This window comes from Pseudomonas baetica, assembly GCF_002813455.1.
GTDB classification, from domain to species: Bacteria; Pseudomonadota; Gammaproteobacteria; order Pseudomonadales; family Pseudomonadaceae; genus Aquipseudomonas; species Aquipseudomonas baetica.
Genome location: NZ_PHHE01000001.1, coordinates 922949 through 936385, shown reverse-complemented (window position 1 = coordinate 936385; position 13437 = coordinate 922949). Strand labels below are relative to the sequence as shown.

9 protein-coding genes are annotated in these 13437 nt (G+C 55.7%); 5 read left to right on the top strand and 4 right to left on the bottom strand.

The genetic code is table 11. The annotated features are described in order from the left end of the window. Position 1 precedes the first annotated feature (1 nt). Complete coding sequence (locus ATI02_RS04200; RefSeq protein WP_100845505.1) at positions 2-1558, top strand: conjugal transfer protein TraG N-terminal domain-containing protein; 1557 nt, start codon at positions 2-4, stop codon at positions 1556-1558. Positions 1559-1566: 8 nt separating this feature from the next. Here the strand turns inward: ATI02_RS04200 and ATI02_RS04195 are convergent, their stop codons facing one another. Next, positions 1567-1932, bottom strand: a complete 366-nt coding sequence (locus ATI02_RS04195) for a DUF3742 family protein (RefSeq protein WP_100845504.1) — start codon at positions 1930-1932, stop codon at positions 1567-1569. 457 nt (positions 1933-2389) lie between these two features. On the opposite strand from ATI02_RS04195, the gene ATI02_RS04190 reads away from it, so the two are divergent. Together ATI02_RS04190 and ATI02_RS04185 are read left to right on the top strand one after the other, a co-directional pair. After that, entirely contained in the window at positions 2390-2719 is a 330-nt protein-coding gene (locus ATI02_RS04190; protein ID WP_100845503.1) for a hypothetical protein, read from the top strand. A 130-nt stretch (positions 2720-2849) separates the two neighbouring features. Continuing rightward, on the top strand, positions 2850-3809 hold the full coding sequence (locus ATI02_RS04185) for an ArdC family protein (RefSeq protein WP_100845502.1): 960 nt from the start codon (positions 2850-2852) through the stop codon (positions 3807-3809). Between the two features lie 139 nt (positions 3810-3948). Here the strand turns inward: ATI02_RS04185 and ATI02_RS04180 are convergent, their stop codons facing one another. Beyond that, positions 3949-4143, bottom strand: a complete 195-nt coding sequence (locus ATI02_RS04180; RefSeq protein WP_020300924.1) for a DUF7740 domain-containing protein — start codon at positions 4141-4143, stop codon at positions 3949-3951. Positions 4144-4365: 222 nt separating this feature from the next. Between ATI02_RS04180 and mobH the strand changes: the two genes are divergently transcribed. Together mobH and ATI02_RS04170 are read left to right on the top strand one after the other, a co-directional pair. Further along, the gene (mobH, locus tag ATI02_RS04175; RefSeq protein WP_100845501.1) at positions 4366-6090 is read left to right on the top strand and encodes a MobH family relaxase; all 1725 of its coding nucleotides are present in this window, start codon (positions 4366-4368) and stop codon (positions 6088-6090) included. A 316-nt stretch (positions 6091-6406) separates the two neighbouring features. After that, entirely contained in the window at positions 6407-10237 is a 3831-nt protein-coding gene (locus ATI02_RS04170; RefSeq protein WP_100845500.1) for an nSTAND3 domain-containing NTPase, read from the top strand. A gap of 23 nt (positions 10238-10260) precedes the next feature. Here ATI02_RS04170 and ATI02_RS04165 read toward each other — a convergent pair whose 3' ends face one another. Both ATI02_RS04165 and ATI02_RS04160 read right to left on the bottom strand, forming a co-directional pair. Beyond that, positions 10261-12147, bottom strand: a complete 1887-nt coding sequence (locus ATI02_RS04165; RefSeq protein WP_100845499.1) for a UvrD-helicase domain-containing protein — start codon at positions 12145-12147, stop codon at positions 10261-10263. 2 nt (positions 12148-12149) lie between these two features. Further along, entirely contained in the window at positions 12150-13379 is a 1230-nt protein-coding gene (locus tag ATI02_RS04160) for an ATP-dependent nuclease (RefSeq protein ID WP_202864021.1), read from the bottom strand. Positions 13380-13437: the final 58 nt, after the last annotated feature.

The following is a 13437-nucleotide window of genomic DNA, read 5'->3' as shown; positions in this document are numbered from 1 at the left end:
CATGCTCCTGAGCACCAACAGTTACCTGGAATTTTACCTCTCCCTGCTGGCCTGGATCATTAACAATGGACTCTGGAGCGTCCTGGCCGACACCGGGCTGTTTGCCGCGCCCTTCGGCGCGATCATCCTCCAGGAATGGCTGTCAGCCCGTCAGCAAGGCGCGGATGAGGGAAACAAGGGATTGCTCTCGGTGCCGCGGATCGAGAACCGGTTGTGGCTGGCCTACATCGTCGTGTTGTTCGGCTGCGCGCCGGTTTTTCCGTTGAGCCTCTCGTCAATGACGTTCGATGACGCGGCGAGCCAGCGCTGCGGCGTGAGTGTGGCCAAGCCAACGGAAACGGCCTGGGGAACGACCTTCAAGACTATCGGCGAGCGCTCCGCCAACGTACCGATCTGGTGGTTTCTGGTGCATGCCTTGAGTAAAGGGGTAACCGCGGCGGCCACCGCTTCCATTCCCTGTACACCGGATATCCGACAAATGCGTATGGAGATCGACAGCTCGCGTATCGACAGTCAGGTACTGCTGCAGGAAGTCGCCGATTTCACTCGTGACTGCTACGGCTATTCCCGCTCTCGGCTATTCACCAACCGTCCGCAGTTGGACAAAGCACAAAGTCACGACGCCTCCTGGATCGGCTCAAGCTATTTTCTCGACACGCCCGGCTACTACGATACGGATCGTTCACGCACGCCGCGCGTCAACTGGCCCTATGATGAAAACCGCGATGTCTCCTTGCCTCGGTTACAGAATGGCGCGGGCTACCCCACCTGCAAGCAGTGGTGGAGCGACAGCGGTGTCGGCTTGCGCGGGCGCTTGATCGAGCAGGTCGATCCTTCGCTGCTGACTCAGTTGAAAGGTTGGTTGACTGGCCGTTCGGGCAACGAGATAGAGGATGCCACCCTCCGTGAGTTGGTCAGCCCGCGCCAGCAATCGATGTCCATGTCGCCCGGACAGGTGTACCAGGACTATGGCTCCAGCGCTCGTGGTGGCTCGATCACTCAGGGGCTCAATAATCTGGCCACCAATACCGGGTTAGCACTGGGCTCCTTCAGCAACTTCCCGGCAATGAATGCACTACGCGCCGCACTGCCAATGGTGCAGGCCTTCCTCATCATGGGCGTCATCATCAGCTTGCCGTTGATCCTGCTGGTCAGTACCTATCAGTTGAAGACCGTCATGACAGTGACGTTCGCGCTGCTCACCTTACACATGCTGACCTTCTGGTGGGAACTGGCGCGCTGGGTCGACTCCAGCATGCTCGACACCTTGTACAACCAAGTTTCGGCTTCCAATCAAGTGCTGTTATCGCTGCCCACATCCGGCTTCATGGAGGGGACAGTTACGGCGCAGGTAATTGAGTATGTGATGGGTGCGATGTTCATCGTGCTGCCGATGGTTTTTCTAGCCACCATGAGTTGGGCCGGATATAGCGTAGGTTCAGGCGTAGAAGGAATGCTCAGCAGGGGAACCCACGCAGCACAGACGGCGAGCTCTAACGGAACCTCTCAGTTGATGAGCGGTGCAAGAATTGTTTCGGGTAAATCGAGCTCAAAATAACCAAGAGGCTACTTCAGAGAACCCCATTTATCGTACCGCTCAGGCCAAGACGTTCTATGCATTGGATCATCGAGATCGTCAATACCTGGAGTGTCTGAATCTTGAATTGGGATAGCTGCTAATACGACGATTGTGCACATCAGCACAAACAACCAGAAGCTAACAAAAATAAATGCTCCGAGCAGAGCCAACTTGGCAGTCAGAAAACTCCCGCGAACAAGAAATTTACCTGCGGGCATACCTACCGTCTCCGCACGCTCAACCACGCGGGATTCAATCGTTTTCAACCTACGGTAACCACGCTTCACCGACATACCACAAACGTACGCCCAGCGGTGGGCACGTGAACTCTGAACAGGTTGCTGAATCGGCATGGTCTCGCCCTCTTCTGAGCGTTTTCATGGTTGAGACAAGAGTAAATAGCGTACTACTGAAATCGGCCCGTGCCTGACCGTTTATCAGTTTGCCCCAGCCGAAAAATCTTCACTGGAAGACAGAAGACAAGCTCCGTGAAACAGCGTCTCTACAGTCATTGACCCAGATAAATCGTCCGGTTAAATACAAGGTACGGATCGCTGTTATCGACAGCACTTTCCCAGGTAGCCAGAACCTTCAAGGCTACGTCACTTCGATGATGGCTCTCCCCAAGTGCGATTAGCGTTCGGTAGCTCGCACGGTGGCCGATTCTACGGTGATGAACGCCTACTGCTCTCCTGAGCGCCTTTCGAGCTCTGCTCGTCAGGAAAACCCTCTTGATTTTCTTCAACCCACTGCGGGGAAATCTTTTCCCGCACGGGACAGGTTTCTTCGCGTTTTCAACGGAGACATACCATGCCCGACTCACTTACACCGGAAACACTGAACACCCTTCGGTTGCCCATTGTGTTCACACCTGGCGCATGGCAACGCGCAGTACAGCTCGAGCGTTCCGATCACGCTGGGAAGCTGCAGATCGATCGGTTGAGCCACGTATTGCGCGCAGCCTTCGAAGCCCACCTGGCCTATCCACACAAGCCCTACGTGCTGTTCGAGGTAATCCACATTGGACCAACCGATCACTTAGACCACGACCCGTTGCTGCAATTGAGTCTCAGCCTACTCCAAGAACCGGGTCAGCCTGGCGCCTTACTGATAGCGCTTGCAGGAGAACACCAGCGCTAAGCGCAATTGGCGGCGCCCACCTCCACATCGGACGGCATGCAAGACCTGCATCAATCCAGCCCATCACCCACCGGGGAACCCTCCCCCGACGGGCAAGGCGTTCCTCCGTTTTTCTCTCGAGGAAATTGCCATGCGCGATATCTACCAAGACGTAACTGACAAGATCGTTACCGCGTTAGACCAAGGCGTTGCTCCCTGGATCAGACCCTGGTCCTCAAGTGGCTCAGCTTACATCGGCCATCAACCCTACCCCATCAACGCCATCACGCGACGTCCGTATTCGGGTATCAATTTACCGCTGCTCTGGGCCGAGGCCAGGTTGCAGGGGTTCACTCAAGATCGTTGGCTGACCTTCAACCAAGCTAAAAAAGCCGGTGGGCACATCCGTAAGGGTGAGCACAGCACTCTGGCTGTGCTCTACAAGCCGATGGAGCGCGAGGAACAGACCGAGTCAGGCCAACCCGTACTCGATGAAAACGATCAGCCCAAGGTCGCTCACTTCGGCATTCTCAGGACGCATTTTCTGTTCAACATCGAGCAAACGGAGGGGCTCGAGATGTTCAATCAAACCCTGCTCGAAACGGAACCGACCGATCCCTTCGAGGCCAATAGCGTTGCGGAAAATCTGCTGTTAAGTTCAGGTGCACGCATTGTTCATCGGCCTGCCGACGAAGCCTTTTACCACCCGATCAGGGATCTCATCCAACTGCCGACAAAAGCACAATTTCACGATGAAGGCGGGTACTACGCCACCGCACTGCACGAGCTAACGCACTGGACCGGGCATCACGCTCGGTTGCAGCGCGAGGGGGTGACGTCATCCTGTCCATTCGGCTCGCCAGGCTACGCGTTTGAGGAGTTGATCGCCGAGATGGGCGCTGCGTTTTTATGTGCTTACGCCGGCATTCAGGGAGAGCTGAGGCACGAGGGCTATATCGATTCCTGGCTCAGCCTGCTCAAGGCTGACAAACGCGCGATCTTCCGCGCCAGTGGCCAGGCCCGAAGCGCCTCGAAGTATGTACTCAACCTGGAGCAGCAACTAAAGCAAGCGGTCTTGGATGACTCACTATGCATGAACGATGGAGCTTGATCGTTACCTCACCGCTGCAAACGCTTCACAGGGCCCAACGCGAGTTGAGCCCTTTTTTCTGTTTCCAGAAAACAGACGGAATCATACGGCGGGCCCTCACGCTAAGAACAAGAGAGGGGCGCACACCCGCAGCATTCCGTTATGTATCCAGGTTCTGTGCCAGAAAATCCACCAGCTCGAGCGGGCTTCGGCTATCGATCACCTTGTAGATCAGATCGCGTTTACTGCGCGGCAACTTCTTGACCACGCTCTTCGCCGAAGCCCTGACGGCTTCGTCGGTCCCATGGATACGTGCCGCGAGCAGCAGCACGAGCGTGGCGTCAGTGAGGTTCATGGCAAGACCTAAAAAATATGCACCGCAGTGTACCGACTCTTTTCTTTTCCGTACTAGCCCCCAAAAAAATGATGCCTAGGAGTATCCATATTCCGATTGCCGCACAAAGGGACACGAGCCAAAAGGACGGGTAAGGGTTGGAAGGGTATGGGCACGCAAGGGTAAGAGCGCTATCCGAAAAGGCTAAAAGGCCACTGACCCAGCCACTTCCCGGAGGTCACGATGCTCCGTCTGTTTCGCCACAAAAGGCAGAAGCCCCCTCCGCCACCGACCGTCAACGTCGCCGAAGGTTACCTGTCCATCGAGTCAGCCCATACCCTCTTAGCAGTGGAGCACCGCCGCCAGTTGCTCGATCGCATCTGGCAATACACCGCCCTCTCCCACGTCCAATTCACCCAGCTCTACTTAAATCCGATCCATCGCTACGCCGAACAGGTCCAGCAACTCCCGGCCAGCGAGACGCACCACCATGCGTATCTCGGTGGCATGCTCGACCATGGCCTGGAGCTGGTCGCTTGCAGTTTGAAACTGCGTCAGTCGTATTTGCTGCCCACCGGCGCCGCGCCCGAAGACCAAGCCGCCCAGACCGATGCCTGGTCGGCTGGCATCGCCTATGGCGCCCTGCTGCATGACATCGGCAAGATCGCCGTGGACCTGCTGGTCGAACGCCAGGATGGCCGTGTTTGGCATCCTTGGCAGGGTTCCCTGGATCAGCCCTACCGTTTTCGCTACCTCAAAGGCCGCGACTACCACCTGCACGGCGCCGCCGCAGGCTTGCTCTACACCCAAATTCTCGACCGCCCAATCCTCGATTGGCTCAGTGGATTTCCGCCACTGTGGGCCAGTCTGCTGTATGTCCTGGCGGGCCAGTACGAACGTGCCGGCGTGCTCGGTGAGTTGGTGATGCAGGCCGACCGCGTCTCCACCGCACAGAACATTGGTGGCAATCCGAGCAAGGCACTACAAGCGCCGATTCATTCGCTGCAACATCACTTGCTCAGCGGACTGCGTCATCTGGTTCAACACGAGCTGAAACTCAACCAGCCAGGTGCCGCGGGTTGGTTGACTGAAGACGCCCTGTGGCTGGTCAGCAAGACGGTCACGGACAAACTGCGGGCCTATCTGCTATCGCAGTCGATTGAGGGCATCCCCACGTCCAACATTGCCGTGTTCGACGAACTGCAGTCGCATGGGCTGGTCGAGTCGACTCTAGAAGGAAAAGCTATCTGGACCGCTCTTGTCACGCAGGGAAACTGGCAGCAGACCTTTACGTTCTTGCGCATTCAACCGGCGTTGATCTGGGGGAACGAAGACCGGCCTGAGGCTTTCAGCGGAACGGTGAGCGTGGCAGTCGATGACCGCCCGACTGACACTCCGGCATCACCAGCAGCGCCCGAGACTGTCAGTACAGGATCGCGTCAAAGCTCTTCGCCGGCAGATCCTAGGGCGATAGAAGACGCTGACTATCTCGACACGTTGTTGGATATGTTCGAGCTGGAAGAGTCTGAGGTCAGCAACGCATCGTCAGCTGGCACCCTCGAGATCTCAAATCCCCCATCGGACAACCCTGGTCAGGCATTCCTGAATTGGCTCAAGGAAGGCATCCTCAGCCATAAGCTGATCATCAATGACAGCAAGGCCAAAATCCACACGGTGAGTGGCAGCGTATTACTGGTCACACCTGGCCTCTTCCAACGCTACGCGCAGGAGTTTCCTGGTATCTCACAGGGGGCCGATCAAGAAACTGAAAAATGGCGCTGGGTGCAGAAGCAGTTTGAAAAACTGGAGATCCACAGGAAGCGTGACGACGGTCTGAATATCTGGACGTGCCAAGTGCGCGGCCCCAGAAAAACAGCCACTTTGAAGGGATATCTGATTGAGGAACCGAAGCTATTTTTTGAATGGATACCACCCGATAATCCCTTTCTTAAAATTGAGAAAGCTTAATTCCCCCAAGGATCTCATTTCGGGTCGAAGCGCGAGACTGCCTCATCGACGCCTTCGTTATCCAATACGCTGGGTGATAAATCCGGAAGTACTCTTGGTGAGGTACCACGTCAGGATGCAGATCACCGGCACGGCAAGAGCAATCGTCAGAAGAGATATGATGATCTTGACAGACGACCTAAATGTTTTGCAGGAAGAGACCCATCTCGGGTTTCAAGTCCGCCCACCGACTTGTAAGCTCTGTAGCGATCAAAATCGCTCCCGCGACAACCGTGACGTTGTCACTGTTCAGACTTTTCGTCGGTAAACCATCTCCATGACCATCGCCATCACTGCACCCGAGAAGTTCAACTTTCAGGATTTGGCCTGCCTGGAAATGATGTTGCGCTTCGAAAACAAAACTCAAGCGAACTTTTACGTCGAACCTCTGGGTGGAGAGGACGGGGAGATCCGATTTGAAGGCACAGCAACAGGCCGCCGGGTAGAAATCCAAATCAAAGGGTCGGAGCTACCGGTCAAGCTGTTGGACATTGCCAAATATCTGGCTCATTGCCCACCACGGAAAAGTAACGGCACCTTGCTCGAGCGTTTATTGGACGACCCAGAGCTTACCGTGCTGTTCATAGTCTCCGGTCGTTGTGATGATCAGACGGCGCTTTATTCCGTGGCACCTGATTGGTTGGGCGCCAGTCACGGAAAGCCGATCAAGGTGACGGATGCCCAGGCATTCATTGATGTATGGTCCAGCTGTTCTTCGCCCCATGAGGACGATAAGGACTTGGCAATCAAGCGCAAGAATCACTGCCTGACGCTGGCCGGGAAGCTTTCAACATCGGAAATACGCGATGCGTTTCAACGGCTGATCATCCTTGAACGGGTGAGCAACAACTCTTTGCTGGCGAGCTGCTCCGAACATTTGAGGCGGTCTTGGCGTGTCCCTGATGATCGAATTGACCAGGTTATTCTTGAGCTACGCGAGATCGTTAGCGCATCGAAAAGCCTTACCCACCTGATCGACTCATTCCCAAAAGTACGCGCATTGCTCAACACCATTGCTCCCCTGAGCATCCGCCCCACGGACTATGTCGCACGTGGCCAGGAGCAGGCATGGTTCACTCACTTGTCTCGTCATGGCGTACTGCTGCTTTCGGGCTTGCCACGAGTCGGTAAAACCTCTTCTGCGCGCTGGGTCGCTGCAGAGTTCGAGCAGCTCGGGTATGAAGTACGACGGTACTCTGATATCGACGACGCAGAACGATTTCTATCGCAACCAGGTACAGCGAGTCGGTTGGTGGTACTGGACGACCCTCTCGGTGGAACGCATTCGGTGGTCGAGCCGGTAAGGGCCCTTCGTCGACTCGAGCAACTGACAATCGAGTTAAGCCGAGGAACTCGGCGAAAACTGATCGTCGCCCAAGTGGAAAACCATCTGCTGACCGCCAGTCGCAAAGCGAACTTGAATCTTCTGAAAACGGCAGGTCACCAATGGTGGGATCTGGGCCAGTCCGGCAGCCTTTTCAAGGGACAGCTGTGGAGTCAGTTTGCATCTACGGAGCAAGTCCCCGATCCCATTCGCTCATACGTGCAAAATGCTGTTGACCAAGGGGCCTTGGATTTAGAGCCCGGTTGCTTGCTCCACTTGGCCAGCCACCATTACGAGTATGAGGGAGGCTGTGACCTGGACAATCTATACCGTTTCGCGAGGGTCGATGCAGCTAGCCTCGGACACGCTCTCACGGAGCAAGGGTTTAGCAGCATCCTATTGGGAATGTCTATCGCCTCCAGTGTCAGCGAGCCGATTTCGTCACAGATGCTGGCCGTTTTGGTGGACAAACAAAACGAGGACTCAGAAGCCGCGATCTTAGCCGCAGGTTCACTGTTCGATGATCTTTTCGGTATTCCGTTAGAGCAACTTGCAATGCCATCCATTCCTCAGGACAGGGACAAAGAGGCACAACTCGCCTCGCTGGCCAGTAAGAGGATCATTGAGGTAGTTGCACAAAAAAATATTGCGTTCAGTCACCCGTTTTATCGCTCGGCTGCAGAGGCTAGCCTCGACGACGTCAATTCGTTCAACGTCGACCGGGTCACCAAAGTGATTGCCCAAGGCTTATTCTGTTGGATACCAAGCACATCTCGCGCCACTGCACGTAACCTCGATTGGGTTTTCCAGAGCCTCGTTCAACTGCCTGAGGCTCGCCAGCAAATAGTCGACTACGCCGAGCGTGGATTGAAATCGGTCTTTCCTTCGACTCGTGACCTTTGTTTCAACTTTCTACTTCGCCACCTGAGCGTACTTCAGGCTGATGTACGCCATCGGCTACCTCAGTGGGTGTCAGCAGTCAGTTACTTGACCCTCGATGACATGGAATGGCGTAACGGTGAGGCGCGCCTGTCAGACGAGGCCGGACAGGGGTTTCGTAACCTTGGGAACTGGGGAGCGAAGCCGTCACTGGACGCGGGAGAGCTAGACCTATGGGGAGCCAAGGACAGCCCGCTACCAACGCCTGAGCAGGCAGCTCGAGTGCTCAGTTATTACAAAGACAACCTGGAAACCATGACCTTAGGCAGCATGGGCCGTTTGCTTAGTTTCAATGAGGCCGTAATTCGCGCGGAAGCAGTCGAACTGTGGCTGCAGTTTCCGCGAGCGGACGACGACGACGAGGTCATACTGCGCATTTTCCGCGAGGACCATCCACTGGTAGCGCTTGCAGCTCTTAAAGGAACGGTTAAAGGCTGGAACCAATGGACAGAACCGCGGCGAACGCTAATTCTGGAAGGCTTGGCAAGACAAGTTGGCGTCCCCAGCGCAGCAACAGTCGTCATCGCGAAGTTGCTGCTATTCGGTCGTGTGGAGCACACGGGAAAGCAGACTCCCTGGCGGATCTTTGCCACGCTGATGCCGATTGCATTGAGCTCGCTCCCACACAACGCACCAATCGTTGACGCTCGACTCCACGATGTTTGTCTTCAGTCAACAAAATATCTGCAACCTGCCGAAATGATCGACATCTGCGATGCCTGGACCGGTTGGCTCGAGCGCATGCTTCACGATCAGCGTATTCCTGCAGACTTTGCCCTAGGTGTTGTCGAGATTTTGATGCATGCCACAAGGATGCATCCAGAGCTGAGAAAGTCGCGCATTGAACACCTGCTCGCCTTCAAGGACTCGGGAGCGGTACTGGCGTTCACTGCAGACTTGATACACCACGTTGAGCAGCTGACAGATGTTGAGCATCAGAAGCTTATGAAAGTTTGTCTCGAACCACGCTCGGACAGCCGATGGATATCTGCGGCGTTGCTGATGCTCAGTCAAACCCCGTCTTCTGTACTGCACCAGATTCTTCCTTCGGGGTTGACGGTCGATTCCTCACCAAAACAGCTTGTAGAACAGCTGCCACTGCCACTACTTGAGGCGGTGATGGACATATTTTACGGCGTCAGAGGTCCTTTGGGTCAGCTCGGTATCGGTAGAGCCAATTCGCACATTTGGATACCTGTTTTCGAACTGATTGCGAGCCTACCAGAGCATGCCTTATTCAATGACATGTGGGAGCATTTGGCCAGCGAAGGTTGGCATGAGACAGACCAAGTCGTGACACGTCTGATCCGGGCAAATGCCACCTCTGACAGCGAACGAATTCTCGACATTCTGATTCGGGTCACTTCGCGCTCAGGGAACCCTCTGCCACAGAGCTGGAAGCTGCTATTGGGTCGGGCGCCCGATCCACAAACGCGAGAACGTTGGCTGAAAAAAGTACTGGTGTTGGGGCCGGTGATCCTGCGGGATCTTAGCGAGTTGGACGATTGGCTAGTAGAGAAACAGGATCAACGAGGATTCTGGGAGGTTTTCAAGGAAGATGGGGCCTTGTTGAGATTCACTGCAGCATTAAAAGAAGGTATGCCCGGCATCGACCTTCATGGTCCGCATCTCGCCTCCATCCTTGAGATCTGTATCGACAAATGGAACGGACAGTTCGCCGATACTTACTCCATCCTGCAGAGGCGGTTCACCACCTTAGGTATCACCAGCCCGGAGTTATTGGCACTTTTAGAACAACGACGGCATCAGGCAATCAACAATGCCACCCAGTTGCGCACGCAAACTTACGCACCTTGGCCCCCAACTGATTGGATTGGACCATGACGCCTACCATTTGAGGCGCGGCACTAGTCTGTAGTGATCTCGGGAACGGCAGCGTCGCTCAGAAGCTGATACAGCTCGGCCACACGACGCCGCTGGCCGCGCTCTCGACAGAAAGCAAAGATCGCGCGCTGCTTGGCGCGTGTGAGTGCCACGAAAAAAGTTGCAAGGCCTTCGGCGTTACCCGGTGTGTGTGCCCACCAAGCCTGATCATCAAGGCCGACGAAGACAATGGTGTCGTATTCGAGTCCCTTGCTCTTGTGGACGGTCATCAGTGGAATTTGCTCGAGGCCCTCAAAGGCATCCAGACAGATCGTCCAGTTCGCAGCACCCCTCGCCGAAGCGGCGAGATGCAACTGGAAGGCTTCGACCATGATTGCGAGCAGATCGCCTGATGAATATTCAAGGTAGGTTCGTGCTACTGCTGAGAGATCCAAGAATGCCAGTACTCGGTTTACGAAGGTCGTGACACTCACCTCCGTCGGGGGAGTGTTTCTCATCTCCGCTCGCATCGTCGCCAAGAAGGCTGTGAGCTCGGCGTCAGTGCGTGCTTCGGTGATGTCGTCACCGTCCGCTACCGCTCGCACTGCCGAGAGTGCAGCAGAGCATATTTGCCATGCGTCCGGAGCGCGCTGCGTTGAACCGAGTCGAAATAAGCCAATCGCAATTCTAGCGAACTCATCTGAGAGTAGATCCTGCAGAGTCGTGCGTCCGAGTGAGTGGCTTTCATTTCGCAGTCGTAGGCCCGCTTGGGCAAACGTCGCAGCAAGATCGGCCTCGACATCGTCGGACTTTTGCTTGACCAAGATTGCGTAATCTCGAGGTGCACGGCCGCGCGTTGCCATATCGGTCGCGAGCCACCGCGCAAGGTATTCGGCTTCGCACGAAATCGTCGGACTATTCCAAACCTGGGCGACATCGCCGTCGACCTGCCGCACAGCCTGGGCCACAGTGAACGCGCTATGGGGATCTAGCGCTCTTGCGACGACATGCTGGATTCGGACGAGATCTGGCGAAGATCGGAAATTGAAAAGTAGCTGAATGCGAGTAGCAGCAAAATCTATTGCAAACCGCTCAAAGGCATCGGTTCGTGCACCAGCCCAAGTCATTATGCGTTGTTTGTCATCTCCGACCGCCGTCACAGCAATTTCGCCGCCGCTAAATGCCGAGAGCAGGAAGTCGTACTGCGCGAAGGTTGTGTCCTGAAATTCATCCACAAAGACGAACGGATAGGTCAACTGGAGTGCGCGCCGTATGTGCGGGCAGGAACGCAAGAGCAATTCAGCTAATCGATTGATGATTACAAATGTGAGGGTGGACCGGGGCTGCGTTGCTAGCTGCCCTGCCAACCAGCGGTGGATGATGAACTCCGCACCCGATTGCGGCGCTTGTTGCGTGATAGGGAGACGGTAGGCACCGACATGGCGAGCTTCAAAACTTTCAGCGTGAAAGCCCGCGATCTCAGTCCGCCATTGCGGGGGAGCAGTGTTGCTGGAAAGGTTCAAGAACCCCTCTTTCTGCCGACGAGTGGGGAATACGAGATCGTATGGACGGGTCGGACACCAGTGAGCGGGAATAGCTGACAAGAACCGATCAACCAAGCCTTTGGCGAAGGCGTCGAAGGTGAGCGAAGTAAAGCGGTTAGCCAGTTCAGCCGGACACCGCTTGCGAACCCGTGTGGCGAGATTTTCTGCCGCATCGCTCTTGAAGGAGATTGCCAGGACGCGATAAGGCGCTGGGCATAACCCCGTTTCGAGTAGGTAAACGGCGCGTTGTGCGAGAAACTCGGTCTTTCCTGCGCCCGGACCGGCTATAACGCAGGTCGAGCCGGCTTGGCGCAATGCGCGCCACGCGTCAGGCTCAAGGTCATCTATACCTCGTGGTCGCCAATCTTGTGATCGGATGATTGGCATGATCAAAGCACTGGCGGTGCGGGTGGTACAGGTTGCGCTAGACGGGCAGCAATGGATGTCAGAATCGCCCGCAACTCCTCTGGAGCGCCTGCTGTTAAATCCTGGGATGTCTGCGCACTAAGAACACGGACGTGCGTGCTGGGCTTACCACGCCCAAGGAAAAGATAGCGATACCATCGCAAGAGTTGATCTTGGTCTGCACCATAGAGGTAGCCTTGACCTTCGTCGCCCAGCACCGCCGTACGTGGGTCACCCCGTTGCGACGGCCCCAGTCGACCGGGCTCAAGAACCTGGTACGCAGCAGGAAAGGCACGCATCATCGAATAATCAAGATCCAGAGGAGAGCAGAAAAACACGTTGAATCGTCGCAATGAAGTGGCCCAGTTAGTCAAACCGACGAAGTCTGTTATTAGGTGCGTATCAAAGACAGCCAGATTTGATGCAGGCCCCGCGGGGTCTGGCTGTGCGAAGATTGCCTGCGGCGAAACACCATTATCTAAAAGTTGGGCGCATGCTGTCTTGATGCGGCCCCATCCGCCGCCGTCACGCCCCCAATCAAGATCAAGGAGCGTCGCGTAGGGGATGTCGAGATCAGTCAGGAGACGCCACAGATGATTGACGTGCCGCCCACCGAGGGGAACGACGGCAACGAAGGAACGATCTATGTCGAAGCCCATCGCCTCGGCGAGGCGTGGCAGCACCACTTCTTCGGTGGCGCCCTCCCCAAGCACCGCAAAGCGGGCGAAGTAAAGCTCAGGGTAGGTGCGGACGGCCTCTCGCACAAATTTCGATGCTTCCTCCTGACCGATCGGTAACTTAATAGCCCTAACCCGGGCAGTTCGGCTGGCTGGGTCGAGACGGAAATGCCTGACTTGCGACGGATCAACTCGCGCAAGAATGCTCGCTGAATGACTAGAAATAACCGCCTGAGCTCGATTCCCGCTCGTTAAATCTTCGATTTGCCGAACGATGCGTGAAAGGTAGAAAGGAGCGAGATTGTTCTCCGGTTCCTCGACCGCGATGAGCGTCAATGCAGGCAGAGGCACTCCGCCAGGCTGGAATCCAGCCGCCTCCGGGTCATCGGCGATACCGCCCTCGACATCCAGCGTTGCTGCCGTCATCGCTAAATGAAACAGCGAACGCTGTCCATCGCTCAGCTCGTCGAGCGCGCGCTCACGGCCTGCTATATCGGGATGGAAAACTACTTCGTAACCGCTCCACAAACCCCACATTCAAAGCCGCGATTTGATGCCTGATGCTGTGCTCCCGATCTCTTTCAGAAGCCAGCGG